Annotated in this window: 29 protein-coding genes; 22 read left to right on the top strand and 7 right to left on the bottom strand. The window is 48.7% G+C overall.

Translation table 11 applies throughout. The features are described 5' to 3' along the window. Positions 1-3: 3 nt before the first annotated feature. From drmB to LBW89_RS04175, 6 genes are all read left to right on the top strand, one after another. Positions 4-1,887, top strand: coding sequence for a DUF1998 domain-containing protein (drmB, locus tag LBW89_RS04200; RefSeq protein ID WP_225038585.1), 1,884 nt, complete (start codon positions 4-6; stop codon positions 1,885-1,887). 13 nt (positions 1,888-1,900) lie between these two features. Then, positions 1,901-2,938, top strand: a complete 1,038-nt coding sequence (locus LBW89_RS04195) for a DNA cytosine methyltransferase (RefSeq protein ID WP_225038584.1) — start codon at positions 1,901-1,903, stop codon at positions 2,936-2,938. A 222-nt stretch (positions 2,939-3,160) separates the two neighbouring features. Next, positions 3,161-3,436 carry a DUF6809 family protein gene (locus LBW89_RS04190; protein ID WP_225038583.1) on the top strand — a complete coding sequence of 92 codons (276 nt, stop codon included), beginning with the start codon at positions 3,161-3,163 and terminating at the stop codon, positions 3,434-3,436. Between the two features lie 247 nt (positions 3,437-3,683). Then, positions 3,684-4,160: a DUF2975 domain-containing protein gene (locus LBW89_RS04185; RefSeq protein WP_225038582.1), complete on the top strand. Its 477-nt coding sequence runs from the start codon at positions 3,684-3,686 to the stop codon at positions 4,158-4,160. A gap of 9 nt (positions 4,161-4,169) precedes the next feature. After that, positions 4,170-4,445 carry a helix-turn-helix domain-containing protein gene (locus tag LBW89_RS04180; protein ID WP_225038581.1) on the top strand — a complete coding sequence of 92 codons (276 nt, stop codon included), beginning with the start codon at positions 4,170-4,172 and terminating at the stop codon, positions 4,443-4,445. Further along, on the top strand, positions 4,408-4,932 hold the full coding sequence (locus LBW89_RS04175; RefSeq protein ID WP_225038580.1) for a hypothetical protein: 525 nt from the start codon (positions 4,408-4,410) through the stop codon (positions 4,930-4,932). Before LBW89_RS04180 ends, LBW89_RS04175 begins: the two co-directional genes overlap by 38 nt. Before the next feature lie 100 nt (positions 4,933-5,032). Here the strand turns inward: LBW89_RS04175 and LBW89_RS04170 are convergent, their stop codons facing one another. Beyond that, positions 5,033-5,404 (bottom strand): hypothetical protein, encoded by a 372-nt coding sequence (locus LBW89_RS04170; RefSeq protein WP_225038579.1) that lies wholly within the window; start codon positions 5,402-5,404, stop codon positions 5,033-5,035. A gap of 191 nt (positions 5,405-5,595) precedes the next feature. On the opposite strand from LBW89_RS04170, the gene LBW89_RS04165 reads away from it, so the two are divergent. The 11 genes from LBW89_RS04165 (at position 5,596) to LBW89_RS04115 (ending at position 15,634) form a co-directional block, all read left to right on the top strand. Next, positions 5,596-6,177, top strand: coding sequence for a TetR/AcrR family transcriptional regulator (locus LBW89_RS04165; RefSeq protein ID WP_225038578.1), 582 nt, complete (start codon positions 5,596-5,598; stop codon positions 6,175-6,177). Position 6,178: 1 nt separating this feature from the next. Further along, positions 6,179-6,919 (top strand): CPBP family intramembrane glutamic endopeptidase, encoded by a 741-nt coding sequence (locus tag LBW89_RS04160; RefSeq protein WP_225038577.1) that lies wholly within the window; start codon positions 6,179-6,181, stop codon positions 6,917-6,919. A 76-nt stretch (positions 6,920-6,995) separates the two neighbouring features. Further along, the gene (locus tag LBW89_RS04155) at positions 6,996-7,838 is read left to right on the top strand and encodes an aldo/keto reductase (protein ID WP_225038576.1); all 843 of its coding nucleotides are present in this window, start codon (positions 6,996-6,998) and stop codon (positions 7,836-7,838) included. Between the two features lie 345 nt (positions 7,839-8,183). Continuing rightward, the gene (locus tag LBW89_RS04150; RefSeq protein ID WP_225038575.1) at positions 8,184-8,735 is read left to right on the top strand and encodes a DUF6199 family natural product biosynthesis protein; all 552 of its coding nucleotides are present in this window, start codon (positions 8,184-8,186) and stop codon (positions 8,733-8,735) included. Positions 8,736-8,788: 53 nt separating this feature from the next. Further along, positions 8,789-9,871 (top strand): SGNH/GDSL hydrolase family protein, encoded by a 1,083-nt coding sequence (locus LBW89_RS04145; protein ID WP_225038574.1) that lies wholly within the window; start codon positions 8,789-8,791, stop codon positions 9,869-9,871. Positions 9,872-10,059: 188 nt separating this feature from the next. Continuing rightward, positions 10,060-12,309, top strand: a complete 2,250-nt coding sequence (locus LBW89_RS04140) for a hypothetical protein (RefSeq protein WP_225038573.1) — start codon at positions 10,060-10,062, stop codon at positions 12,307-12,309. A gap of 15 nt (positions 12,310-12,324) precedes the next feature. Beyond that, the gene (locus LBW89_RS04135) at positions 12,325-12,762 is read left to right on the top strand and encodes a hypothetical protein (protein ID WP_225038572.1); all 438 of its coding nucleotides are present in this window, start codon (positions 12,325-12,327) and stop codon (positions 12,760-12,762) included. 59 nt (positions 12,763-12,821) lie between these two features. Continuing rightward, positions 12,822-13,139: a hypothetical protein gene (locus LBW89_RS04130; protein WP_225038571.1), complete on the top strand. Its 318-nt coding sequence runs from the start codon at positions 12,822-12,824 to the stop codon at positions 13,137-13,139. Positions 13,140-13,258: 119 nt separating this feature from the next. Further along, positions 13,259-13,597, top strand: a complete 339-nt coding sequence (locus tag LBW89_RS04125; RefSeq protein WP_225038570.1) for a hypothetical protein — start codon at positions 13,259-13,261, stop codon at positions 13,595-13,597. A 746-nt stretch (positions 13,598-14,343) separates the two neighbouring features. Then, a complete protein-coding gene (locus LBW89_RS04120) occupies positions 14,344-14,754 on the top strand; it encodes a hypothetical protein (protein WP_225038569.1) in 411 nt (136 codons plus the stop codon). Positions 14,755-15,133: 379 nt separating this feature from the next. Further along, entirely contained in the window at positions 15,134-15,634 is a 501-nt protein-coding gene (locus LBW89_RS04115) for a hypothetical protein (protein WP_225038568.1), read from the top strand. A gap of 195 nt (positions 15,635-15,829) precedes the next feature. Here the strand turns inward: LBW89_RS04115 and LBW89_RS04110 are convergent, their stop codons facing one another. Together LBW89_RS04110 and LBW89_RS04105 are read right to left on the bottom strand one after the other, a co-directional pair. Next, positions 15,830-17,263, bottom strand: a complete 1,434-nt coding sequence (locus LBW89_RS04110) for a hypothetical protein (protein WP_225038567.1) — start codon at positions 17,261-17,263, stop codon at positions 15,830-15,832. A gap of 55 nt (positions 17,264-17,318) precedes the next feature. Next, on the bottom strand, positions 17,319-17,873 hold the full coding sequence (locus LBW89_RS04105; RefSeq protein ID WP_225038566.1) for a histidine phosphatase family protein: 555 nt from the start codon (positions 17,871-17,873) through the stop codon (positions 17,319-17,321). A gap of 170 nt (positions 17,874-18,043) precedes the next feature. Here LBW89_RS04105 and LBW89_RS04100 point away from each other — a divergent pair, with 170 nt between their 5' ends. Continuing rightward, a complete protein-coding gene (locus tag LBW89_RS04100) occupies positions 18,044-19,132 on the top strand; it encodes a hypothetical protein (RefSeq protein WP_225038565.1) in 1,089 nt (362 codons plus the stop codon). A gap of 97 nt (positions 19,133-19,229) precedes the next feature. Next, the gene (gene hemH, locus LBW89_RS04095) at positions 19,230-20,246 is read left to right on the top strand and encodes a ferrochelatase (RefSeq protein WP_225038564.1); all 1,017 of its coding nucleotides are present in this window, start codon (positions 19,230-19,232) and stop codon (positions 20,244-20,246) included. A 93-nt stretch (positions 20,247-20,339) separates the two neighbouring features. Here hemH and LBW89_RS04090 read toward each other — a convergent pair whose 3' ends face one another. Together LBW89_RS04090 and LBW89_RS04085 are read right to left on the bottom strand one after the other, a co-directional pair. Then, entirely contained in the window at positions 20,340-20,723 is a 384-nt protein-coding gene (locus LBW89_RS04090; protein WP_225038563.1) for a RidA family protein, read from the bottom strand. Positions 20,724-20,979: 256 nt separating this feature from the next. After that, complete coding sequence (locus LBW89_RS04085; RefSeq protein WP_148454937.1) at positions 20,980-21,645, bottom strand: DUF2306 domain-containing protein; 666 nt, start codon at positions 21,643-21,645, stop codon at positions 20,980-20,982. A 320-nt stretch (positions 21,646-21,965) separates the two neighbouring features. On the opposite strand from LBW89_RS04085, the gene LBW89_RS04080 reads away from it, so the two are divergent. Continuing rightward, the gene (locus tag LBW89_RS04080) at positions 21,966-22,082 is read left to right on the top strand and encodes a putative holin-like toxin (RefSeq protein WP_148454939.1); all 117 of its coding nucleotides are present in this window, start codon (positions 21,966-21,968) and stop codon (positions 22,080-22,082) included. Positions 22,083-22,254: 172 nt separating this feature from the next. Here the strand turns inward: LBW89_RS04080 and LBW89_RS04075 are convergent, their stop codons facing one another. Further along, positions 22,255-22,632: a DUF1634 domain-containing protein gene (locus LBW89_RS04075; RefSeq protein ID WP_148454941.1), complete on the bottom strand. Its 378-nt coding sequence runs from the start codon at positions 22,630-22,632 to the stop codon at positions 22,255-22,257. 1 nt (position 22,633) lies between these two features. Beyond that, positions 22,634-23,476: a sulfite exporter TauE/SafE family protein gene (locus LBW89_RS04070; RefSeq protein WP_412066987.1), complete on the bottom strand. Its 843-nt coding sequence runs from the start codon at positions 23,474-23,476 to the stop codon at positions 22,634-22,636. A gap of 365 nt (positions 23,477-23,841) precedes the next feature. On the opposite strand from LBW89_RS04070, the gene LBW89_RS04065 reads away from it, so the two are divergent. Then, a complete protein-coding gene (locus LBW89_RS04065) occupies positions 23,842-24,660 on the top strand; it encodes an acetoacetate decarboxylase family protein (protein WP_225038562.1) in 819 nt (272 codons plus the stop codon). Further along, positions 24,657-25,424: an SDR family NAD(P)-dependent oxidoreductase gene (locus LBW89_RS04060; RefSeq protein WP_225038561.1), complete on the top strand. Its 768-nt coding sequence runs from the start codon at positions 24,657-24,659 to the stop codon at positions 25,422-25,424. The genes LBW89_RS04065 and LBW89_RS04060 overlap by 4 nt, the downstream gene beginning before the upstream one ends. Positions 25,425-25,469: the final 45 nt, after the last annotated feature.

Here is a 25,469-nt window from a genome sequence, read left to right as displayed (position 1 = left end):
TATATGTCAAAACTTGGGAAGCAAAGGGATATACAGAGATTGAATTTGATTACTCATAGCATTAGGAGCGCACAAGCGATCCTACAATATGGTGTTGGTGCAATGGTTGACTTTCCAGACCAAACTTTAATGACAGCAGCTCCTGAATTCTGGGAAACAAAAGTTATTCGAATTCATGATGAAAGGTTAGAGAAAGCGTTAAATGTAGATTACTTTGGCATGCCGGGAGGCCAAAGCAAATATGATTGGGGAATTGCTTATTCCCGGTTCCCAGAGTGGTATTTTTGCCCAAAATGTCGAATATTTAAACCGTTGAAACTTTGGGTTAAGGAGTATCTTAAAAAAGCTACTTCCAAACAAAAAGAATTTGATCCATACATGAAAAAGCCACGTTGCATGGAATGTAGACAAGGATTGATTCCCAGTCGTATTGTAGTGGCTTGTAACAAAGGGCATATTGATGACTTTCCTTGGGTGCTTTGGGCACACGGAAAAAAGGAAAGTGGAATTTGCAATAACCCCATCTTAACATTTGAAACAGGTGCAACAGCTTCTGCCGGGTTAGAAGGAATAAATATTAGATGCAAAAACTGCAATTCTCGTGCTACCTTAAAGGGTGCATTTGATAAAGATGCACTTGAGAAGATAGGTTTTATATGTACAGGAAAGATGCCATGGAAAAATCATTCTGTTGATTGTGCAGATTCCCCTAGAGCTATGCAACGAGGGGCCTCTTCCTTATATTATCCAAAGGTTGTAAGTTCACTTGTAATTCCTCCGTATTCAGAAAGAATAAATGAGCGTATTGTTAATTCTGTTGGTTATAATGATGTACTAAGGATAATAAGTGATTATGAAGAAGATGAAAGAATAGACAGAATTAATAAGCGAATAGAAAAGTGGGCGGAAGACATAGCGAGAGAACTTTCTGCTGACATTACTGTGGTTAAGAATATATTGTCAAGACGTCTGCTTAATGTTGGTGAAGGAGAAATACCTAATGCAAACGGAATGAGGTACCGCATTGAAGAATTTGAAGCACTTTCAGGAAAAATATCAAGTAATGATCTAAATGGTAATGATTTTGTAAGGGAAGAGACCGATATAGACATGTATTCTATACCTTATATTAAAGGTATATCTCTTATTCACAAAATTAGAGAGGTACGGGCATTAACAGGGTTTACACGATTAGCCCCCCCAGATGCTCATGCACCTGAAGAAAATATTCGTGGCTTTGTCTCTTCTAAAGAACCGGAAACAAGATGGTACCCTGGTTACGAAGTTCGTGGAGAAGGAATTTTTATTGAATTCGACAATTCCGAGATAAAGAAATGGATTGAAGGAAAAAATAAAGAAAAGATTAGTCAGCGGGCACGAATTATTAATAGTCATTACCAGTCTTCATACCAAGGGGATATAACAAGTAGGGATGTTACACCTAAGTTTATTTTACTACACACAATATCCCACTTACTTATTAGACAATTGAGCTTTGAATGCGGATATACAGCCGCATCTTTGAGAGAGAGGCTTTATTGCGGTGAAGAAGATGATGGGCTCGAAATGTCAGGAATTCTTATTTATACTGCAAGTGGAGATTCTGAAGGTACGCTTGGTGGACTAGTTAGGCAAGGATACTGGGATTGTTTTCCTCGAATATTTAGAAAAGCAATCGAATTTGGAGAAATATGTTCTAACGACCCGGTGTGTATAAATAGTAAAGGGCAAGGCAGGGATGCATTAAATCTAGCCGCGTGTCACTCTTGTGGTCTACTGCCAGAAACAAGTTGCGAAGAATTTAATGTCTTCTTAGATCGTGCTCTTGTTGTGGGGACGTTTGAAGAAAGGGATTTAGGACTTTATAGTAATTGGTTGAATGGTTAAGATGGGTGAGTTGATGAAAATGAATAAAAACTTTACTGCAATAGATTTATTTGCAGGATGCGGGGGCCTATCCGAAGGACTTCGTCAAGCGGGGTTTAATGTAATTGCAGCTGTTGAAATTAATAAATACGCAGCAGAGACATATGCTGCTAATCATAAAGAAACTTTGGTATTTGATGAAGATATTCGTAAGTTCAATTTGAAACAGATTAATGAGATGTTAAATGGGGAAACGCTATATCTTTTAGCTGGATGCCCTCCTTGTCAAGGCTTTTCCTCTATGAGAAGACTTAACCGTAAGGAACCAGTTGATGACCCTAGGAATGATCTAATTTTGGAGTATTTAAGGTTTGTGAAGGAACTCATGCCACTTACTCTAATGATGGAGAATGTCCCTTCAATAATAAATTATGATCTATTTAAGTATGTTGTAAAAGAGCTTAAGGCTAGGGGGTACAATATTGATTTTGAAGTTGTGAATGTTTCGAAATACGGTGTTCCCCAAAGAAGAAAGAGATTTGTTATGGTGGGTTCACGCATTGGGGAAATAAAAGTATCACCGGGGAACGATGAAAGAAGAACAGTAAGAGACGTAATTGGTGACTTGGAGAGTGCATATAATTCTTCTGATCCAGTACACAGAATTTTTCCTAAGCATAATACCAGGATAGAAGAGTTGATTAGTAAAATTCCCAAGAATGGTGGCAGTAGAACAGATCTTCCTGAAGAGTTTGTTCTTGAGTGCCACAAGAGGGAAAATGTGGGTTTTAGGGATGTATATGGAAGACTTAGGTGGGATGATGTTTCCTCTACAATTACAGGTGGATGCCTGAATCCATCAAAAGGGAGGTTTCTTCACCCTGAAGAGAATAGATGTATTTCAGCTAGAGAAGCTTCTCTATTACAAACGTTTCCCTCTGATTATATATTCCCACTACATATTCCTAAAGCGTCATTGGCTCTAATGATTGGAAATGCATTGCCGCCAATGTTTAGTAAAATTCAAAGTTCGAATATATTCACTCATATAGAAGAATATTTTAGACCTTAAGAGTAAAAGTGATTTACCAGATAGGATCCAAACAGTATGCCTCTATAACTATTAACAAATGTATCGGTTCTGTTTAAAAGACATAGACTCAGTTTTCATCAAAAAATTTGTAATAAGCACCCACGAGGTGCTTTTTTACTTGTTAACTCTAACTATACGCATACACGTACCACACCCTCACCCCACCTTTGTTACTATAAAAAGAAAACGGAGGTGCTTCCCATGCCAATCCTCGAATCCCTATACTACGGCAACTTAATCCCCCATGAAACGGCCGTCCCCCAAGATCCGAAGTATCGCCAATTGGGCCGGCAAATATCCGAGTCCATGGAGGCTTGGGAGGAAAAACTATCCGACGAGGACTTCAAGGAACTCGAGGCGTTGCTCGATCTGTACCAACAGATTCAGGGGATGGAGCTGGCGGCTTCTTTTTCGCAGGGATTTAGGATCGGGGCGGCGATGGTGTTTGAGGTGTATGCGGAGAGGATGGATACATAGTCGAAAAAGACCCCGTTCGCGAAAAAGAGGACGGCTTCATCCAACGACGGGGCGAAACCAGCCCGAGGCCCTTCTATTAAAATTGAAAAATGCACCCCTTAGGTTCTCTCGTTGCCATCTAAAGGGTGTATTTTTATTGCCTTTTAAGGTATATCGTTATTTATTTAACGTTAATTAATAACTATTTATTGAAAAACGATAAATTCTGTGTATAATCAAATTATCGTAATTTCAAGCGAGGTGCTTTTTGGTGAAGCGAGAAACGCTGTTTTTAAAGGCCGTTGTGGTTCTGATCGGACTTCCGGTTCTTGCGTTGTGCATATTGGTGCTGCCTAGGATCGTGGGCGGGGCGGCGCAGTATTTTTCCCCTTATTGGGTGTATCCGGTGTTTATCTTGATCTACGTCTCGGTGATCCCGTTCTACTTCGCTTTGTTCCAGGCGTTCCGGCTACTCGGCTATATTGACCGGAATCAGGCTTTCTCGGAGCTGGCGGTCAGCACTTTGAAAAATATCAAATACTGCGCGTTCGCCATCAGCATTCTGTTTGCGGGAAGCGAGCCTTTTCTCTATTTGATGGCCGAGAAAGACGACGCGCCGGGGCTGATTGTGATCGGGCTGGTCATTACTTTTGCCTCGTTCGTGATTGCGGTCTTTGCGGCGGTGCTGCAGAAGCTGTTGAAGAACGCCCTTGATATCAAAGCCGAAAATGACCTCACGGTCTGAGGTGGGCCCATGGCGATTGTAATCAATCTGGACGTCATGCTGGCTAAACGGAAAATGAGCGTAACGGAGCTGTCGGAACGGGTCGGAATCACGATGGTGAACCTTTCGATCCTGAAGAACGGCAAGGCCAAGGCGATCCGCTTTTCCACGTTGGAGGCGATTTGTCAGGCTTTGGATTGTCAGCCCGGCGATATTTTGGAATACCGAGGTGAGGATGTTGAGCGGAGAACCCAGGATCTATCTCCTTTTGACGGATACGGGGACGATGTTAAACCGGATGATTAAGTCTTATACCGGACAACCTTATAATCATGCCTCCATCGCGTTTGATGCCGAATTGAGCGAGGTTTACAGCTTTGGGAGGAAGACGGCCAACAACCCCTTTATAGGGGGATTCGTCCGGGAGAATCTTCGCTCCGTCCTGTTTTGGCAGGCGGAATGCGCGATCTACGCTTTAACCGTAAGACGCAGCGAGTATTGGAGAATGTATCGATATATTGAGGGAATTGCCGCGCAAAAAGAGCGCTACCGCTACAATTTCATCGGATTATTTGGCGTGATGCTGCAAAGGCCGATCCCGAGGAAGCACGCTTTCTTCTGCTCCCAGTTCGTGGCCTCTGTGCTGAAGGAGGGGGAGGTCCTTCCTTCCGGCAAGGACCCTGCGTTGGTTGAACCCGCCGAGCTGCCCCATTTTGCCGATTTTCAATTGATCTATGAAGGAAGGGTGCAGGATTATCAGGTGAGTCTTGAGAAGAGGTATGCTTATTCTTGAAGGGTCGGGAGATTTCCTCCGGCTGCAAACAGACCCCGGCCAAACTCGCCGGCCCCATTGGTGGGGAGTAACGAAAGCCAACAACTCCAGTGCTGGAGTGTCAAGGGTTCTGGAAATCACTTCTTATCTCCTGAACTTCTTTCTCCGTAAGTTGCTGGGCATGATAGATCGCTTCAAGCTGTTTTTCTATGTTTTTCAATTGGAGCTGGGTCTCCAGGTGGGTTTTTTGGGCAGCTTTTTGCGCTTTGGTGTTATCCACTAATACGCAAATGGTAACGCCCGCACTGAAGATCGTCAGGCCCCGGGCTAATTGATCCACATCCAGTTGGTTTAATGACATCAGGCAGTCGGCAACCCCGGCCCCGATCAGGATTCCTCCGATGATCATCACCGTGTTCAAAACCCACTTTTTCTCCGTTAACGTGTTCATATCCGATTTACCGCTTATCCAGTTTGATAGCTTGCGCCTCATGGTGTGCTCCTTCCTCGCTTTCGTGAAAACTCCATCAGAAGACATTCGACAAAAAGAGACACTTTTCCTTTGCGGCACGATCAGACAATGTAAGGCTCGGGTTCATTCCAAAAAGCTGTTGATTAAATAACGCGCATAATATAACATACGTTATACAACAATAGTTACTTATTTACGAGGAGGAATTTCTTATGCCCCCCAAGCCGAAGGTAACGCGGGACATCGTTTTGGAAGCGGCACTAGGGCTGTTGCGCGAAGAGGGGATGGATGCCATCAACGCGCGCAACGTCGCGAAGAAGCTGGGCACTTCCACACAGCCGATCTTCAGCCATTTTGCTTCGATGGAGGAATTGAGGGAAGCGATCTGCGCTTATGCCGAACACCTTTACAACACGGCGATGCTGGAGGCGATGCAGGGCGGCGGGAACGGGTTTTTGGAGATGGGCCTCGCTTATATCCGGTTTGCGCGCACGGAAAAAAAGCTGTTCCAGCTTCTGTTCATGTCCAGCCGGCTTCAACAGGAGAAGGTGTCCGATATTGCGGGCTCCACCGAGGGCGACGACCAGGTGATTGCGATGATCGGAAGCATGACCGGCCTATCGGCGGATCAAGCGCGCAAATTATATTCCGGGATCTGGTTCACAACGCATGGCATTGCCTCACTGGTCGCAACCAATGGCAGCACGATGGACGACACGGAGGCGCGAGCCGTATTGGGCAGCGTATTTAAAGGTTTGTTAGCTGTACTCCAAAAAGAAGGCGAGGCGCTTTAACATGTCCACGAATTTTATTCGCAAGCATCCTTACATCGCCGTACTCATCGCGGCATTGATCTGCACCTTTCTGACCGCTGTCGGCTCCGCGGCGGCTCAAATGGCCGAATTGGCGGAGATTCCCGCGCATCTCGTCATGACGGCGTCCGTGAGCCTCTCCGCTTTGGCGGGAATGTGGTTGCTGCGCCGTTCCGGACTTTCGGCTAAAGAGGCCGGTTTCCGCAGCCCTGCTTCCGGCACGGTGCGCTCCATTTGGTTTTGCGTGCCGCTGCTGCTAATGGAGGTGATTCCGTTTGTGGCTTACGGCCCCGCGTTTACCCGTCCTGGGGCGGAATACGCGGCGCTGGCTCTGTTCACCATCGTGGTGGGCTTTAACGAAGAGCTTTATTTTCGGGGGCTGGCTTTCTCCTTCCTGGCGAAAAAAAGCCGCAAGCAAGCCGTGATCGGCTCGGCTGTCATCTTTGGCGTGCTGCATGCAGCAAACGCCCTGAGCGGAACAAATCCGGCCGAAGTGCTGCTGCAGATCGCCTTTGCTTTTTTCGCGGGTCTTGTGCTTGCCCTCATCGTCAGTATTACCCGCAGCCTTTGGATCGGCATTGTGTGGCATACGGTACATAATTTTCTCTCCTTCAGCACGGAAGTGGCCTTCGACCGGACGGCGCTGGCCGTGTTGTCGGCCCAGGTCTTGATTTTGCTGATCTTCACGATCGGTTTATGGAAACGCGGAACGGAGGCGGCCTGAACGGGTAATAACTCTTGAACATCATTTATAATAGAAGGAGTTAAGATTCCATTACTTCTGTAAGGAGGCTGTTCAAATGAATCGGAAGATCCCGGAACATACGCTGAACGATGGCTTAAAGGTCCCCGCGATCGGGCTCGGCACGTATAGCCTGAAGGGGGAAGAGGGCGTGAAAGCGATGGCCGCCGCGATGGATGCGGGGTATCGGTTGATTGACTCGGCTTTTAACTATGAGAACGAGGGGGCTGTCGGGAAGGCGATCCAGCGGAGTTCCGTTCCCCGGGATGAGCTGCTGATTTGTTCCAAGCTGCCGGGACGCCGCCACGCCTACAAAGAGGCGCTCGCGACCATCGAGGAATCGCTGTACCGGGCCGGCCTGGATTACTATGACCTCTATCTGATCCATTGGCCTAATCCCAAGACGGATCGGTACGTGGAAGCTTGGCAGGCGATGATCGAGGCCCGCAAGCGCGGCTATATCCGATCGATCGGGGTCAGCAACTTCCTTCCCGAGCATTTGGAGCGCCTGATTCAAGAAACCGGCGTAACGCCGAGCATGAATCAGGTGGAGCTGCATCCGTTCTTCGACCAGGCCGATCAGCGGCGGAAGCATGCCGAGCTTGGCATCGTGACGGAATCCTGGAGCCCGCTCGGGCGCGGGAATGATATTGTGGAGCACGAGAAAATCGTCCGGATCGGACAAGCCCACGGAAAAACGGGGGCCCAGGTGATTTTGCGCTGGCACACCCAGCTTGGGGCGATTCCGATCCCGAAATCGGGCTCCCTGGAGCATCAGCAGGCGAATCTCGATATTTTCGATTTCGAGCTGTCGGCGGAAGAGATGGACGCCATCTCGTCCTTCAGCCGCGAAGACGGACGGTTATGGGGACAGGATCCGAGCGAGTACGAGGAGTTTTGATCCTAGGACTAACTAAACTCGAAAGAGTATGAGAATTCCTTGATGGAGAGGATCCGGAAGAATTTTTCCGGGTCCTTCTTTGGATGTTATGATGAAAAAGGGTTTGGTTCGAATTAACGGGAATTCTTCCCGTTAATTGGGTACGTATGCGCTTGCAGAGGCGAATTAGCTGGAAAACCTCCCGTTATTTCGCCTGAAATTGGGTATATCGGCAATAGGGCCGCGAAATAGATGGAGTTTTTCCAGTTAAATTTGATCGAGGGGCCAAGAGCGGTACATTAACGGGAAATTTTCCCGTTAATGATGCGGACTCCGACGGCGGGACTTTATAGGGGGAGTGCTTATATGGCAGGATTTTTTGGATTTTTGTTCATTATAATGGGGCTTATAGCCGCAATACGGCCTTATTCCGTATGGTATCTGCAACTTGGATGGAAGTTTAAAGACGCGGAGCCCAGTGATTTAGCGTTACGTAGGGAACGTTTTGCGGGGTTTATCCTGGTGATGGTCGGCGTCATCCTGCTTGTTTCGAGCTGCTCCGGATCCGTGGGATCTTCGGATGGATGGCCGGCGCGCTTTAAAGACAAGCTTTCCGCGGATCGGGTGTTAGAAATCAATATCGGGATGACCCGCCCCGCAACCTTAACCCAAGAGGAGACAAACGCGGTCATTGAAATGATACAAGCGGCGGAGCTAAGCCCCTTCGAGCCGGGCAATGCCTATGGTGCGAGCAATACCGGCGAGATTTTGTTCAAAGATCATACGAGGGTGAAACTTTTGTTTTTTGGCCCATCCGGTGGCATCGAATTGCATCCGGAACATTCCGAGAAAAAGTATGTGATCATGAGCGAGAATTTAATAAAATGGTATCGTGCACATCATTTTGACGATCTATAGAGCAAATTAATCGGCATACAGCCACGGTCTAAAATAGAGGGGGAAGGTTCAATATGAGCACCAATGTCGGGGGCGTTCAAATGTTTAAAGCCACGGGAAAGCAGGTCAAAAGGCTGGGGCGGACTTATGAGTACAACGATGCGCTATGGCTGGCTTTGTCCGGGGGAGGCGTGGAATTCACGTTTTATGGCAAAAGAGCGGAAGTGACGATCCAGGGCGATAACATCGCCTCAGGCGGGGAGAATCTGGCCCGAATCGGTATCGAGGTGAATGGAGGGCGGGTTGTCGATGATCTGGTGAGTCAACCTTTGAAAACGTATACCTTGTTCCAAAGTGATGTGGAGCGGCAGGTTACGGTAAGGATCGTGAAGCTGTCGGAGGCGGCGATGTCCACGGTGGGGATTCGGGAGATTGCGGTGGAAGCCGCGGAGGGGATCAAGCCCACCCCGGAACAGGCGCGCAAAATCGAGTTTATCGGCGATTCGATCACCTGTGGCTATGGCGTGGATGATGAGCGGGTGGACTCGGTTTTTTCCACGGCGACGGAAGATGTGACGAAAATCTACGCTTATCAAACCGCCCAGGCCCTTCAGGCGGACTACAGCATGGTATCGTATAGCGGGTATGGGATTATTTCGGGCTTTACGGATAACGATCAAAAACTGCTGACGCATCTTTTGCCGGATTATTACGACTTGGTGGCCAAGTCCGAAGGGCGATTGGACGGTGTTTTGAATCCTGCGTCGCTTCGCTGGGATTTTCGGCAGTTTGTCCCCGATCTAATCGTCATTAACCTTGGAACGAATGATGATACCTATGCGAAGGACGATGCCGACAGACAGGCGGAATACGCCGGACAATACGTCGAATTCCTGAAACGGGTCAGGGCTCGGAATGCGGGCGCGACGATTCTTTGTACGCTCGGGATCATGGGGGACCGGTTGTATCCCAAGGTGGAACAAGCGGTTCGCGAGTACACGAAACAAACGGGAGATACCCGCATCTCCGCAATGAAGTTTGACGTGCAGTCGGCCGAGGATGGATACACCGTCAACTATCATCCCTCGCATGCGACGCATACCAAAGCGGCGAAAAAGCTGGTGACCTACATAAGAAGCCTCATGAACTGGGAATGAACGGAGTCGCCTCCCCTCGAAGGGCCTGTGTTACGGTCGGTTGCCGGGCTTAGGCGTTTAGGCGCCGCGTTATAACCCATTATACCTACTCCCGCCCCAACCCACCGACACTTTATTCCTATTCCTTCCAATACAGGTTTTTGGTAAAATATCCTGAATTCGGTGTATGAAATGTTGAGGCGAGTGGGATGCAAAAAACGGATACCCAAAAGGTGGAGCAATTATCAAGCGATTTGAGCCGGTTGAGGCAGAACTTGGAGCATGCATTGACCCATATGTCCGGGAAGTTAAGCAGCCTGATCAGTCAGGTGGAAACTTCCTATCCTGAACCCTCGGTCCGCGACGCGGCGCGTGAAGTGACGGCACAGCTTAGCGAGATGATGAGGTTGGCGAAGCAGTTGGACGATCGGCTGTACGACAAGGTGCGAGCGCTGGGCGAGGCGGCTAGCGCGTACCTGCAAACGGAACGCGAAGTCTTTGCGCTTGCGCAGGCGAAGCGAGGGGCCGCCTTTACGTTAAAAAGCTTTGCGCTAGGTTTGGCAAGCCGCTTCGATCAGCATAGCCGGAACAATGTGGCCGAAGGGCGGAACACCCCGCTATCCTTGCTGCAGACTTTGAAGGGAGCGCTTCTGGAGGTCCGTGACATTTCCCTGAAGGGGCGTTTAAGCCCGGCCCAAGCCGACAAGCGCATCGGGTCTCTGCTGGACATGCTGGATTACGGCTCACCCGAAGCGCAGCGGTGGGCACGGGGCGAATTGGAGCACATCGCCGGCGCGCTTGAGGGAATCGCCCGCGACAAGTCGGCCTATCGCATTTATGAAACCTATCAGAATGAGAAGTACATGGCGTACATACATAAACGGATGGAGCAGCAGCGCAGCCGATTGGCCGATCTGGGCGTAGCGGAGGAGTGGTACGGCGAAGGGAGGAGTTTGTCCTCTTTTTATAAAGGTTCGCCGTTAAACGCCTGTGACTATAACCCGCTAAAAAATGATTCCTCCCGCATGCCCGTGGAAACCGAATTGAGATTTGTCATCGCGGCCGGGTTGTATAACCCCGCGTATCGTAAGTGGGCTGCCTTGCATTATCCTCAAATTGAGGCGGCGGTACGTAAGGGAGTCGAGCAGCGCAAGCGGATAGAGCAGATTCTGGAGCAATACAATAAAGAAGCTTCGGCCAAGGATATCCGCAAAATGCAGGAATATCTGAACAAGATGAACCTCTACCATGGGGAGATTACCGGGAAATATAATCTGGAGTTTCTAGTCGCTGTTGCGGGCTATCAGCATATCGGTAATACCGTTAGTTCTGTGGCTGCCGTCCGGCGGGACATGTTTCATTTAGACCGCTATCAGTTCGAGGTAAACGGGAAAATCACGCAGGAACTGCTGGATTTGGCGGCTGCGGAAAGAGGGCTGGGCATCTGGAATAACCCGGATGTGAAAGCCGGCGGGCTCGCGGCTTCCGTGACGCTAGTAGGGGTAGGCGATGGGATTGCCAGCCAGCTCCTCACCGATACCTGGGATACGATCCAATTCGCGTATAAGACGAACCCCGTAACTCTCCAATACTGGACGGAAACCGTTCCCGCGTATTACGATTTTGGTAAAGCGGTTTATAGCGGCGATATGACCTTCGAAGACATCAAGGCTGCGATTGGCGAGGCGGCGGCCGCGGAATTTGTCGTGCCGTTTCGGGATATCCGGGAGCTGTACGATAAAGTTCTGAGCGGGAAGGCCTCCTACGAGGAAAGTCAGCGTTTTGGGCGGGCGCTGGCCAAAGCGGTGGAAGTTGCCGCCCTGGTTAAGGCGGCGGCCCAGGCCGGCGCGAAAGTCTCCTCCAAAGTAACCAAACAGGTGGACAAAACATTGTCCCAACTCGAGGAACCCCTGAAACCTCCAACCCTGAACCCGGAGCGTACCGGCGATTTAACGGTGCCCAAGGTGGATGACCTTGGACCGCAGCGGGAGAGGGAGCTTGGGGATGGTCGGGGAGCGGGACAAGGTATAACTGAGCCAACACTTCCTGAAGGTGGAAAACCCAGAGGTAAGTATGAAACGCCTGATCCTAATGATCCGAATCCAATAATTCTACAAAATGAAGCGGCAGATCTATTAGCCAGCAAGGGTTACGATATAGAAATGCTACCGAACAAAAAGGGTGGAAATGGAAAAGGTATTAAAACCACATCAAATCCCGACTTTTCAATAAATGGAAATATATTTGATTGCTATTCGCCGGAAACGCCCAAGGTGAGGAATATATGGAAGACGGTTGTTGTAAAAACTGAGGAACAAGCAAGTCGAATTGTACTGAACTTGGATAAGTATAAAGGTTCAATGGATGAATTATATGAACAGTTTATGGATTATGAAATTCCAACATTAGAAGAGTTAATCATAATCAAAGACGGACAAATTACAAGATGGAAACCATAGTAGCGGGAGGTAATTATGTTTTGTTCTTTTTATTTTGGAGGTAACTCTGATTTTAGTGACTTCAAAAAAACGATAATAAGGTTACTTCAAGATGCTGTGACAATAGACACTGGTGACAATCTTACTTTGTCTAGTGAAGGGTTTACACTATCTATAAAAGAAGGCGGACATGGTGTGATGTTCGCGAGTGAAGACTATGGTATTAAAGTAAAATTTAGTTTTTATATTGACATTATAGCTTCCTACAGCAATTGGGCCTATGAATTAATGGCTTTTATCGGTAAATTACTTAATTGTTTGGATGGGGATTGTATTTTTGAATTGAATGATAAACCGATACTTTTGCGAAAGGATAATATAGTAATTGTAGATGACAAGAAACTGTGTGGGACAGAGGAATTTCCTTTTCATGCCCTTCATTTGGATTATCAAACAGGTGATATTGATGGATAGTAAATTCTATTTATTTTGAACGCGAATGAATGATTGCTTTTACATGTAACAGATCGGTTATGGGCAGATATCACCATAAATCGATCTGTTTTCTGTTATGCCCAGGCGAGGCGGCGGCCGCGGAATTTGTCGTACCGTTTCGGGAGATCCGGGAGCTGTACGATAAAGTCCTGAGCGGGAAGGCCTCCTACGAGGAAAGTCAGCGTTTTGGGCGGGCGCTGGCCAAAGCGGTGGAAGTTGCCGCCCTGGTTAAGGCGGCGGCCCAGGCCGGCGCGAAAGTCTCCTCCAAAGTAACCAAACAGGTGGACAAAACATTGTCCCAACTGGAGGAACCCCTGAAACCTCCAGCCCTGAACCCGAGCGTACCGGCGATTTAACGGTGCCCAAGGTGGATGACCTTGGACCGCAGCGGGAGAGGGAGCTTGGGGATGGTCGGGGGGCGGGGGAAGTTCTAGAACTACACCGTCGAACAGCCAACGTTGGAGAGTTTAGTCATTTGGAAGTTCCTATGCAGTTAAGAGAAGTTAAGCGCTTAGCTGAACAGGCAGGTGTTGGATTGGATGGTGTGAAAATAAAAATAATTAGGGATCCTGAAATGCTAGATGTTCCCTTTGGAGGTTGGGCTAATCCAAACGGTAGGGAAATTCAGTTATATCCTAATGCATTTATTAATGAGGAACAATTAATTAAAACTTTAGCACACGAGAGGACGCATATTTTTCAAGTAAGGATCTATGGGCATGCAGCAGATAATTCGATGTTGCGCTTATTCGAAGATGGAGCATACGGCATTGAAGATACTTTCTGGGAGTATTTTAAGAAGAAAGGAAACTGAATATGGTTAATCCTAAATTTAAACAATGGTTGAGGCTATCAGCAGTAGTTCAAGAGACTGTTCCTGATGTCCCCAAGATTAACTGTCCAAGTTGCTCCAGTTCAAATATTAGTTTTGAATATATTGGAGATAGTGAAAGGAGGCAGGGGTATTTTTTATTATGGTGTAATCATTGTTTGGAAGGGATTCATATTTCAAGGATTCAGATTCCTGAAACCGCAAATGTAATCCCATTTAATGGACCAGCCGAACAAATAGCACACATACCAAATTTCACGAAGATTACTCCGTAAGACGAGTGTACAACTCCAGCAGGAGATGTTCCCTCAATCATATAGGTATGATTATTAGCCCTGAAGTTTTTTCTTTAGGGCATTCTTCTCCGTTACATTAAGCAGGTCGATTAAGGTCAGTTATTACCATGATTGACCTGTTTTTTGTTAGCGTTGTTTTCTTGCAATTTCTTGGCAAATCTGCCGATACGATACCTCGATAAATTTTGAGAGCATCGTAAACAAGTCGCGGATGATGTTATATTGAGCAGCATAACGGAACTGAACTAGCAGGCTGGCTTTCCTCAATGTAGTTCCTACTTTGTCCCTTCAGGGAACTGATGAAATCAGGTTCCTGGCAGTCATAAAGAAAATGCTAGAAAACGGTTGTGAAGTTCTGAATAGTACTGGGTAAATTACCGAATTTAGAGAACCTAAATTGTAATGGAAAATCCATTTTATCGGAGTGATGGTATGGTCGCATTGAACATAAATAAAACCTTGTTTAAGAAACACCTGTTGCAAACCTTGAATGAAATTTCTATATGTCAAAATATTATGATCGACGAAACGTGTAAGTTCATAGTTGTGCCTAAAATGGAGCATGGAAAAAGACTTAATTCTACCGATGATACTCTACATCGTTGGATGTTAAATGATGAAAACTTAAGTGGGAGAGAATTTGACTTAGAAACCGTTATTAATATGCTCGGGTGTAAGATTCCATTTTGCCCGGTTTGGATTAATGTAGTACTGAGAGAAGTTAGAGATGAAGTACCCATTATCGAATTACAAACAAGTTTAAGATTTCGTAAACCTAGTTTGTTGCACAATCAAGACACGGGTCATCCCCCGTTTAAAGCCATTGTTCCAACCACCAGATAATATGTCTTTTGGTGAAGCTGTCGGTGCGGATGAGCCTATGATTCGATAAAATTCCTGCATATCTGCATGTTTTTTTCTTGTTCGGATCCATAATTTTAAAATACCTGCAAATCTGCAGGAATTTTCGACGAAACCGGCTCGTTTTTCTAAAATCGCTTGAAAAGCCTGCAGATTTGCATCTTTTTTCGAAATCCATAGGGGGTCAGCTTAAAATACCTGCAGATTTGCATCTTTTTGGAATCGGAAGGGTTGGAAAATACGCCTAGGACTTTGATCGCCGTGGCCGTAGGCTAAATACGATTGGGATGTCCCTGGTCGGATAAACTATCAGTCATTGAAGGTCACCAAGTTCTTAGAACGTCCCGGAGGTATACCTAAAATGGATTTTTCATTAAACATTGGTTTTGATTTGCCTAAAGAAGGATTGGGGAAGTTGCTCTACAATATGATGTTCGAGGTATTATTTGTAGAATTAATTGATTACGAGGCGGAAGTATGGAATCACTCTTATGGTCAAGAAGTAAGTGTCGGGTGCACCTATTTTTCAATGAGCATTGATTTAGAGGATGAGGATGATTATATGGAGCGTTATCGGCAGGCCAATCTAGAGGCGTATGGGGTGGATACGAATGTTTTTATTAGTATTCAATTTAAATCGTACATCTTTGAGATCGGATGGGTAAAATTTCTCGAAGTCATTGAAAAGCTGTTGCGCTTAAACAATCTGGATTTGCTTGTTTTGGACCATACCTCGTATCCTTTATTCAAAAGAGTTCAAGGGCGTTTGCTGATAAATAATCATTTAGATTATCGGACATGGTTTGTGACAAAGGAAAACCTGGCGCTGCTGAATTATCCTTATGAAGAAGAGGCTTTCTAGAGAGGGTGAGTCATATCCATTCGCAAAATGGACTCGGCCTGTTCCTCACGGGCATCATCACTGACCATCTTCCTTCAATGCCTCCAACCTACTTTTCCCCCGTTGTTTATTCACCTAAGCAAAAAACCAGCCTAAGCTGGTTTTTTCTTCACCTGACAGCATCGAGGCTAGAACTGGCTCTCCTTTTCTCCGATGCTACACATAAAGCTGCACTTCCTTCTGCGCTTCAATGACGGGAATATATGCGAAGTGTCTGAAAATATCCCCAGGGTGCGGGACGATCAACGGGCCCCACGAAGGGTTGGCATCATGCATCATTTTCAGCAGGGTGACCATCCGTTGGAAGACGATTTCCGGATTCGCGTTTTTGGATAGAGCTTCTGTAACGGCGGCCGCGATGACATGCGCCGCATAGAAGCCATCTCTATATAGAGTGGGAAGCGGCGTGCCCGTGGTTTGTAATAAAGAGCGTAAAGCAAGGGTGATTTGCTCATCCCGGTCTCTCCAGTTTTGAATCTGGCTGAGGCTGGTATGCTCCAGGCTTCTGAGCTTGCTCTTCATGATCGTTTCCGCCACAATCCGGGCCGATTCCCTGGCTGCGTTCGCGTCGACGGCGCGATTCTCCAGGCGAATCGAGGCCAGGTCTTTGTCGGCTTCCGCGAGAATCACGCGCTGCCACTCCTGGGCCCCGGAGAACTCCAAAAGACCGGTCGCATAGGCTCCCAAATACCCCCTTAGAATGTCGGCGGGGTGGGGGTCATCGGTCGGCCCGATGTTTCTAAGCGCCGCTTTTCCCGTAAACGCGGCATTCATCCCCCGAAAATAACCGACCAGCCCGATGGCGGCGGCGGGTCCGGCGTTTAATACGCCGAGCACGTCCGATGCGGTTTCGTCGATCCGGGACGCCCAATAATCGGGCAGATTGTGGCCGACGTTAGCCCGGTTCAGTTCATTCCAAACCGTCTGTGAAAGTTCCTCCAGCAAGCCGATATCCGCATGAAGAATGTCGTGGCCGCATACCTCATGAGGCAGGCTGGGCCAGGAGAGGACCCCGGCATTGGCGTGGATGGGCGGCAGGCTGACGATGGCGGCTTGCAGGTCAAAGACCGAAGTGGCGTCGACCGGCCAGGTGTAGGGACCGCTTTCCGGGCTTCCCCATTTCACAAGCGCCGGAATGACGCTTAGGTCCGGCGGCTTCACGCCTACACGGTCGGCGGCGCTCAGGAATCCGTCGTACAGGTCGCTGACGACCTCTTGAAAAGCATCCGTAGCCAGCGGGAAATAACCTTCGCCGTGCTGAAGAATGGCTTGGGCGATATCCAGCATCAATCGGGCGTTGGAATTCCGTTCGGGATCGCGGATCAGAATGTCTACGAAGCCCCGTGGCCCCAGCTCGTCCAATTTTCGCAGGAAGGGCTTGACCGCCGTTTCCTGATAAAGCTTGGGCAGCTTGTCCTTGACCGCTTCCAATCGGCCCCGAAGCTCGTGAAAGTCGGTTGGCGGCTCAGGGGACTGAAGCGGGGTCAACACCGCCCTTCTGACGTCCTCGATGCAAACGGCCAAATTGGAAATGTCCACGGTCGTGACGGCGATCCGGTTTGTCACATTTTTATTGAATAACTCTTGCAAACCAATACCTCCTTTGAGTTCATTGGGAATCGGAAGTATTTTTTGCCAAGAGACTTTACAATATGCGTTTCACATGATGGCGGCCATCGCTGTTGTGAGTGATGGAATAAGCTGCGGAGTTTGCGAGCGCCATCATCTGGTCGAATGAAAAAGTGGGCTCATACTGCCGGATCAACAACGCCATCGTAATCCGGTGGGTAATGAGCAGGAATCCTTCATGGAGACCCAACAATTCCCGGGTCAGTTCAAGCACCCTTGAGGCCGCTTCCCGGTTGGATTCCCCGTTAGGGAACCTCAAATCCATATTTTCATCGTGCTTGCGCAATTCGTCCAGCAGGACGCTCCGGTCCTCAGGGGCATTGCCCAAATTGCGCTCCACCAATCGCGGGTCCGTTATCATTTCCTTTTCCAATCTCCGTGCCAAAAGAACGGCGGTTTGTCCCGCACGCATGTAAGGGCTGGCAACGATCCGGCTAAAGTCGGTGAGACCTTGTTGAATCAGTAAATCTACCAAGTGCTCCACTTGTTCGATTCCTTTAAGCGTCAACGGAGCTTCGGGTTCGTTGCCGGAAGCTTCACCATGGCGAATTACATAGAAAGTTTGGGACACAATCGACACTCCTTCAGCGGGAAAATAACTTTTTTTCTAAAGATTCGTAGTATGTACCAATGGATAAATGAGTATCCGGTTATAGGAATTGCAATAAGAATACTATTGGATGGTTTGTCATTATTTGCTATTATGTCGTTATTACAATCGTGAATCAGGAGGCCTATTTTATGACATTTAGAAAAAGCATTTTAACAGTCTCGTTATTGATGTTGGCCAGTCTTTTGTTATTACCCGGGCTCTCTTCCGCTGCGCCTAAAGCCTTCTCGAAAGGTATCTTTGAGGAGGAAAGCAACATATACCGAGTAAACGACCAGAAAGTTGTCGCTCAAGTAGGGAATGAGGTCGAGTTGATTGACCTTGTTCAAGGGAAGCTTGTTAAGACATTAAGCACCGATCAAAAGGTCTTGGACATAAGTATTTTAAACCAACCTACGAAGATTATCATTTTAACTTCTACCCGTACCCATAAAATCCAAAAGCACATTTTTAATGATCAGGGTGTTGAATTAAGTCAGGTTCAATACCCGCTGACCCTCCCCAAAGACGCACAAGTGAAATGGTCAGCTCCCGCGAACAAAGTAAATGAACGGTTGATGGTGAGACAAGGAAATCATTTTTCTCTCTACGAAAGTACCAGGAAAGCGCCTATCCTTAAATTTGATGCTACTGTGGACAAAGGAATCTATGAATATATGAATATCGTGGATTGGGATTTTGACAAATTCCCGTATTTAGTCATTAAGTATTCGGGTGAACGAACGATGGCGATTGACTATATGGTCAAAATTTTTAACTTGAATAATAAACAAGCTATAGATGTAGGGAATCTGGAGACCGACACCCATTTGAAAATAAATCAGCAAAATAGGCTGGAACTATGGAATTCCTATACTTACTCCGACATCACGCCTCCTAATGCGGTTCAACCTGACCCGCTTAAAGAGCAAACTTTTCACGCGTTGTACAGTTTAGAAACCGGTAAACCTCTTCTTTCCAACCAACTGAAATTTGATCAGGTAACCGGCCAACCTTCCGGATGGGAGACGCAGGTGGTAGGACAGTATGTATTCGTTCAAGACTTAAGTACACGTGCATGGAGTTTGTATCAATCGAACGGAACCCTATTAGCTGCCCAAAAGAGTGGGCTGGAGGCGGAGGCGAAATTTTTAAATTACAACAGCACGAATCAAACGGCCTACTTTTTAGTTTCCGATGGTAAATCGTCGGCCCTCCGGCTTAAGCCGGTGAAACTTTAACAATAAGCTCCATGGGTTATTTGTGAGCAAACGAATAGCCTGAGAGATCCGGATGGTGGAAAATAAGGCAAAATACGATACGAAGGAGTTGTTGTCTTTGCCAACCCATCCATCGATCGGTGTTATTCTGGCCCAAATTGGAACGCCGGCTAGGCCTGAAGCGAAGGCGGTGCGCTCTTATTTGCGGCGATTTTTGTCGGACCGGAGAATCGTTGACCGGAGTCCCTGGCTGTGGCAGCCGATCCTCCAGGGAATTATCCTTCGGACGCGGCCCCGAAAGTCGGCCCGATTGTACCGGCAAATTTGGACGGAGGAGGGGTCCCCGTTGTTGGTGCACTCCTTCCGCCAACAATCCGCTTTACAGGACAGATTAGGGCCGAAGTTTCAAGTGGAGCTGGGATTGGCATACAGTGAACATAGCATAGAGCGGGCCATGCTGCGCATGGAGCAAGCGGGAATCGGCCGCGTTCTCGTGGTCCCGCTGTTTCCCCAGTATTCTTCAACGACAACGGCTTCCGTCTATGATCAGGCCTGTTTTGCCGCGCTTGGCCGTACGGGTTCCAAAGCGTCGGCCCTCAAGCGGTATGTTCCGGCGCTCCGGTTTGTGGAGCCCTATTACAACGACCCGGAATATATTTCTGCGATGAAGGCGCATTTGCTCCGCCATATGGAGCGGTTGAATCGGGAGCCGGATCGGGTCGTGCTGTCTTTTCACGGAATTCCCAAACGTTATGCGGACACGGGTGATCCTTACCCCGAACATTGCATGGAGACGGCGCGGCTGCTCGCTGAAGCGATGGGCTGGTGCGAGAACCGGTGGCAGGTGGCGTTTCAATCCCGGTTCGGCCCGGAGGCGTGGGTGGGACCTTCCACGGACGACGTGATCGGAAGTTTGGCGGAACGCGGAGTCGCCCCTCTTCTGATTTTTGCCCCCGGCTTTGCGGCCGATTGCTTGGAGACGCTGCATGAGCTGGATATCGAAGGGCGGGATCACTTTTGTGCTTCCGGCGGGCGGACTGAACAGTTTCATTACGCCCCCTGCCTGAATGACCAGCCGGAATGGCTGGATTTCTTGGCGGGGCTGGTTGAGCGGAATGTCGGGGGATGGGAGTGACGGGGGTGACGTGAAAATCACCGCAATATAGCGGCCGCACTTTTTCCGAAAAGTACGACCGCTCCCCCCGCACAACCCTTGGGGCTGGACGAGTTAGTCTGTGTGTGCTATAGCGCTGATTTCGATCAACTGCTCGGGGAACGCCAGGTAGGTTACCCCGATGAGACTGCCGGCCGGCCGGTGTTGTCCCATGTATTCCTTAAACAGCCGGATGACCGGCTCAGTATGCGCTTCCGCGTTGGTCAGATAAACCTCCACATAAGCGAGGTTCGCTCGGTTTACGCCGAATTCCCTCAGCACGCGATCAAGGTTCTCTAGGGTTTGTCTCGTTTGGGCCTCGATGTCGCCCTCGCCAACGAAGACTCCTTTCGTATCGTGGGCAAATTGCCCCGAAATGTAGATTGTTCCGTTGACGCTATAGCCCTGGGAGATGCCGTGATCCCAAAGGTCGTGATTGTACGTTTTTACTTGCGCCATTTTGTTCGCTCCTTTTATCTGAAATTAAGCTCAGTATAAAAGGGGAGCACAGACAAAAGAAGTACGCACTTTTGGGATAGCTACTTTCAGAAAGGATAGTGCGAATGCGGAGAAAGGCTGATGATAAAGGGTTTTTGGAGGGGATGGGATGAAAAATGTTTTTGAAGCGGACCATCACCGGAAGGCTTCATTGACCTTTCGATTAGAATAGGAGTTGCAGGATGAAGACCACCTATCCAGGTGGTCTTTCCGCATTTTAATGTGGGATGGATGCGACGAAACTCTTGTTTGACAGGAAACGGGCAATGATCCATTCGGCGAAGATCAGATTGGGAATCCAGCAGAGCCAGGCGATCGCGCGGTAATAAGTGTTAAAGTCTTTGAATCCAAATAAAAGCATGCATATCGGCAGGTAGATTCGCAGTGTCACCGCTGCCAAGGTTAGGGCGTAATTGCGGAGCATCCACCGCTCGTGGCGCTGCGGATCGCGTTTCACCACAATAGATTGAAGCGCCATGATCAGGGTGTAGATCCAGGATAGCGACAATAACAGGAAGGCCAGGGTCGAAATCCAGCCGCCTGTGGCTTTGAAAGCCACGAAGATACCAAACAACCCCGAAAAGAGAACGCAACCACTATACACTTTGCCGATGATGCGATGCCATCCTATGTGTTTTTTTCTGAAGGATGCAATGAACTGGAACCAGCCGGTCGCCAAAGCGATAATCCCGGTAGCGATGTGTAGGTAGAGCAGTATGTAGTAGATGTTGGACAAGTGTATATGTTGGCTGATTTTGTTTATAATGAGCCCTGCCGAGGAGGCCCCCATTATAAAATATTGAATCCCTAAATATGTACTTACGCCCAAAGCAAGCACTGCTGTAATAATGATCCAAGTGCGCATGGATTGTGTTCGAAACATGAGTTTCCTCCTAGTGTCGTTTTAAGTTTACCGGCGTTTATGATTATAACGGAAACCACCCCGGCAGGAACTGGACCCCAGGTGGGGGGAACGCCAGTCGGAGGGTGGGTTTCCTTGTTAAAGAGCTTATTCGAATCATAGTTTTAAGGCAAAGTTGTTTAGTCAGCTTGTCTGAGGCAATCTTAACTAAGCAGGATGACTACAACAAATTAGTTGATCGCACAACCCAAAGAAGTCACAGATGGGTCCTGTATGTTATAATTTGGATGTACAACTCATTGGCTAATAAGGGCGGTCGGCTAGTCTCCCGAGGGGAGGTGATGCCTGTGGAGGTAAAGGACGCTTTGACACTGATGGTTGATTTCGGAATGTTCATTATCGGACTTCTGACGTTGATCGTTGGAATCATTGCGCTGACCCAAAGCAAAAAGAAATAGACCGCCCACAGGAAGGTTCGGTCTATTTCTGTTCCAGCTTTCCGCAGCCGGCCGCTCTTAAAAGCGGTGTTGTGCAGAGGGATCGTGTTAGCCGCACGATCCCTTATTTCTATTCTTATCTTATCATACCCCGTTTTAGTCCTCAATCCAACCTATATTTACGCTCTTCGCCTCAACCGGCTTTGCCGAGCAGGAAGCTGGCGATCAGAATGACGAAGACGACCGCGGTGATGAGGACAAAGCGGTAGTCTTTTTCCGCCCAAAAGACAAACAGCGAGACGAACACGCGAAATACCGGGGTCAAGATCAGCAGGAGCAGTCCCGTCTGAATGATGGCGACTGATTTCATGGCCAACAATCCTGTCACGATGTCCCCGAAGTTGGTAGGGAAGGTATCTCCCGGATAGCCGCTGTCTCCCGTCACCAAGAACAGCACCAGGCCGGTGATGATGACCGCGGCCGCCACGAGGACGCCGATTCGCAGCATTTTGCTGATCACGAGTTCCACCGCGAAGGCGCGTTGATTTTCTGCCGGATGGCCTTCGTTCATGTTAACCCCTCCATCCCTGATAGATCATTTGGCAGGCGATATACACCATGACCGGAACGAACAGCTTGCGTATGGTTTTGCTTTTCAGACGCTGCATGATTCGCGACCCGACGGTCGCTCCGACGAGAACGCCCAGCGCTACCGGAGCGGAAATGACCGGAATGATGTCTCCGCGCAGCAAATAAATGCCCGCGCTGGCCGCCGCCGTGACCCCCATCATAAAATTGCTGGTGGCCGTGGACACTTTCAGCGGCATTTTCATAAACACGTCCATCGCCATCACTTTAAAGCTGCCGCTGCCGATGCCCAGTAAGCCGGAAACGACGCCCGCTCCGTACATGACGCCGAAACCTTCGTAAACCCGGTCGACGTTATAGGCTACGTTCTTGCCGACCGCCTTGTCGTAATACTCTCCCTGCAGTCCAAGCTTCTCCGCGACGGGATGTAGCGGGACGCCCACCGGGATTTCTTCCTTGCCCTTTTTGATCATGGCGTAGGCCGAATAAAGCAGCAGCAGCGCAAAGATGAAATATAAAAACTGCGGCGCGATCAGCGCCCCGAGAAAGGCGCCCGTTATGGCCCCTACGGTTGTGGCGATTTCCAGAAACATGCCGACCCTTAAATTGGTGATCCGGTCGCGCAGGTACGCCACGGCCGAACCGCTTGACGTGGCGATGACGGAGATAATGCTCGCTCCGATCGCATGATTGATGTCGACGCCAAACAGCAGCGTGAGCGCAGGCGTAACGATAATGCCTCCCCCGAGCCCCAGAATCGATCCCACGATTCCCGCCAATATGGCGATCATAAAAATTTCGATGACGGTTGTAGTCAAAAACTGCATCCCCTTTCTTCGTGCGATAAGCAGAAAAGTCATGATTTCACAAGCTTTTCTGCCAATTGCAAAAATAACGGCCCGTTCCTTTCAACAGTTTCCAAGTATAACACTTTACATTTCGGACTTCACCCTGAAATTCCGAAAAGATCTGCCGATTTTTTGAAGAGCGGGCAACCGCATGAAACGTCTCCGCGTTAGTCTAACCCCTATTCCGCGTTTCATTGAAATATACAATTTCCAAACACTGTATATTTTTTAAACAATCGTTCCCAATTGTACATATACTTTGTTATTTATTTACAGTATTCTGAAATCGCATCGGCGTCTTGGCAGTTTCGATTGAATCCGTGAAAAGCAAAGGAGGCACTAGGATGGGAAGTTTTGTGAAAGACCCGAAGGCGATTAGGAAGTTCCAGGAACGGCCGAAAACTTTTTATGCGGCGGAGGTTCTCACGGTTTATTGGGAGACCCGGCGGGAGATCGTTGAGCGAATCCTTCCGGCACCTTTAAAAGCGGCGCAACAGCCGCTGGTCCATGCTTTCGTCGCGCATTATCCCAGAACCAGCTTCTCGCTTCCCTACCGAGAAGCGGCGTTATTCGTACTCGCCGACTATCGTGGGGAGCTTGGAACCTACTGCTTATCCATGCTCGTGGATGACGATATGGCGATGGGGCTCGGAAGGGAGATCTGCGGGTTCCCCAAGAAAATCGCGAGTATGGAGTTGAGCAAGAACGGGAACCTCGTCGAAGGAACGGTGAGGCGGCATGGAATCGATATTTTTCGGGTGCAGGTGAATTTGGACGGGAAGATGAACGCGGCAGACGGACAGAGAATGATTGAGGATTACTATGGCCAGGATTTGCCGGTTTTTAATATAAAATACACCCAGGCCATCGATGGCAGCGGATTTGATTTGAAACCGACGCTGGTCAAGCAGCACACGGCGTTGGATGTCCGTACGCGCCGGACGGGAGCCGCCGAGGTCAGCATGGCGGACTCGCCGCATGATCCGTGGGCGGAACTGGAAGTCTTCAACTTGCTGGGAGGGGTATACACGGTAAGCGATACGGTTCTTTTAAAAGGGACGATGCTGGAGCAGTTGAAACCCGAGGAATTCCTGCCTTATTCATATCTGAGATGGGATTGGTGGGAGCCTGCTCCCGGAGAAGGAGGGCCTGGGACATTATGATGCATCCGTTTGATTTAACCGGCAAAGCAGCCATCATAACCGGCGGTTCCGGCGGGATTGGCTTTGAAATCGCCAGAGCTTTGGCTGCGCAGGGGGCCGATGTGGCGCTGTTGGACAAACGAACGGAACGTCTGGAGGCCCGGGCGGAGGAGATTCGTTCTATGGGAAGAAAGGCGCTCTCCGTCAAATGCGACGTCACGGATGAAGAGGAGGTAAGGGCGGCTGTCAACAGAGTGATCGACAGTTTTTCTAAAATCGACATTCTCGTGAATAACGCGGGTGTTGCCGGGGCCGGTTCGGTCGATCAATTGGAAGAATCCGCATGGGATGCGGTGGTTGATCCGAATCTGAAGGGCATCTACCTCATGTCCAAGTACGTGGTCAAACATATGAAGGAAAGAAAATACGGGAAGATCATCAACATGGCTTCCGTATGCGGGCTTGTGGGGAGCAAAGCCATTCCCCTTCACGCCTATGCCGCGTCCAAGGGAGCGGTGGTTCAGTTGACGAGAGCTATGGGCGCTTCCTTTGCGCAAGACGGCATCACCGTGAATGCGATCGGTCCAAGCCTGTTTCGAACGGACATGACCGAAGCCGCCCTGTTCAAGGATGATTTTCTAAACCTGTACAACGAGTTGTGCCCCGCGGGGAGACCCGGAAATCCCGAGGAACTGCACGGGGCGGCCCTGTATTTCGCCTCGGAGGCTTCCAGCTATACGACAGGCCAAACCCTGTTCGTGGATGGCGGCTGGTCGGCCGTGTAATCCGTACACAAACGCACCTTCTCTCATATGATGTGGCAAAGAGAG

This window comes from Paenibacillus sp. alder61 (assembly GCF_020179875.1).
GTDB lineage: Bacteria > Bacillota > Bacilli > Paenibacillales > Paenibacillaceae > Fontibacillus > Fontibacillus faecis.
This window is presented reverse-complemented; position numbering and strand designations above follow the sequence as displayed.

Bases quoted from the DNA above. Each gene is read 5' to 3' on its own strand.
- LBW89_RS04060 (WP_225038561.1), top strand. From the start codon at position 24,657: ATGATGCATCCGTTTGATTTAACCGGCAAAGCAGCCATCATAACCGGC.
- LBW89_RS04190 (WP_225038583.1), top strand. From the start codon at position 3,161: ATGCCAATCCTCGAATCCCTATACTACGGCAACTTAATCCCCCATGAA.
- LBW89_RS04115 (WP_225038568.1), top strand. From the start codon at position 15,134: ATGGATTTTTCATTAAACATTGGTTTTGATTTGCCTAAAGAAGGATTG.
- LBW89_RS04100 (WP_225038565.1), top strand. From the start codon at position 18,044: ATGACATTTAGAAAAAGCATTTTAACAGTCTCGTTATTGATGTTGGCC.
- LBW89_RS04155 (WP_225038576.1), top strand. From the start codon at position 6,996: ATGAATCGGAAGATCCCGGAACATACGCTGAACGATGGCTTAAAGGTC.
- LBW89_RS04090 (WP_225038563.1), bottom strand. From the start codon at position 20,723: ATGGCGCAAGTAAAAACGTACAATCACGACCTTTGGGATCACGGCATC.
- LBW89_RS04080 (WP_148454939.1), top strand. From the start codon at position 21,966: ATGCCTGTGGAGGTAAAGGACGCTTTGACACTGATGGTTGATTTCGGA.
- drmB (WP_225038585.1), top strand. From the start codon at position 4: ATGTCAAAACTTGGGAAGCAAAGGGATATACAGAGATTGAATTTGATT.
- LBW89_RS04130 (WP_225038571.1), top strand. From the start codon at position 12,822: ATGGGCAGATATCACCATAAATCGATCTGTTTTCTGTTATGCCCAGGC.
- LBW89_RS04160 (WP_225038577.1), top strand. From the start codon at position 6,179: ATGTCCACGAATTTTATTCGCAAGCATCCTTACATCGCCGTACTCATC.
- LBW89_RS04120 (WP_225038569.1), top strand. From the start codon at position 14,344: ATGGTCGCATTGAACATAAATAAAACCTTGTTTAAGAAACACCTGTTG.
- LBW89_RS04150 (WP_225038575.1), top strand. From the start codon at position 8,184: ATGGCAGGATTTTTTGGATTTTTGTTCATTATAATGGGGCTTATAGCC.
- LBW89_RS04180 (WP_225038581.1), top strand. From the start codon at position 4,170: ATGGCGATTGTAATCAATCTGGACGTCATGCTGGCTAAACGGAAAATG.
- LBW89_RS04170 (WP_225038579.1), bottom strand. From the start codon at position 5,404: ATGAGGCGCAAGCTATCAAACTGGATAAGCGGTAAATCGGATATGAAC.
- LBW89_RS04085 (WP_148454937.1), bottom strand. From the start codon at position 21,645: ATGTTTCGAACACAATCCATGCGCACTTGGATCATTATTACAGCAGTG.
- LBW89_RS04075 (WP_148454941.1), bottom strand. From the start codon at position 22,632: ATGAACGAAGGCCATCCGGCAGAAAATCAACGCGCCTTCGCGGTGGAA.
- LBW89_RS04165 (WP_225038578.1), top strand. From the start codon at position 5,596: ATGCCCCCCAAGCCGAAGGTAACGCGGGACATCGTTTTGGAAGCGGCA.
- LBW89_RS04135 (WP_225038572.1), top strand. From the start codon at position 12,325: ATGTTTTGTTCTTTTTATTTTGGAGGTAACTCTGATTTTAGTGACTTC.
- LBW89_RS04140 (WP_225038573.1), top strand. From the start codon at position 10,060: ATGCAAAAAACGGATACCCAAAAGGTGGAGCAATTATCAAGCGATTTG.
- LBW89_RS04195 (WP_225038584.1), top strand. From the start codon at position 1,901: ATGAAAATGAATAAAAACTTTACTGCAATAGATTTATTTGCAGGATGC.
- LBW89_RS04070 (WP_412066987.1), bottom strand. From the start codon at position 23,476: ATGCAGTTTTTGACTACAACCGTCATCGAAATTTTTATGATCGCCATA.
- LBW89_RS04145 (WP_225038574.1), top strand. From the start codon at position 8,789: ATGAGCACCAATGTCGGGGGCGTTCAAATGTTTAAAGCCACGGGAAAG.
- LBW89_RS04065 (WP_225038562.1), top strand. From the start codon at position 23,842: ATGGGAAGTTTTGTGAAAGACCCGAAGGCGATTAGGAAGTTCCAGGAA.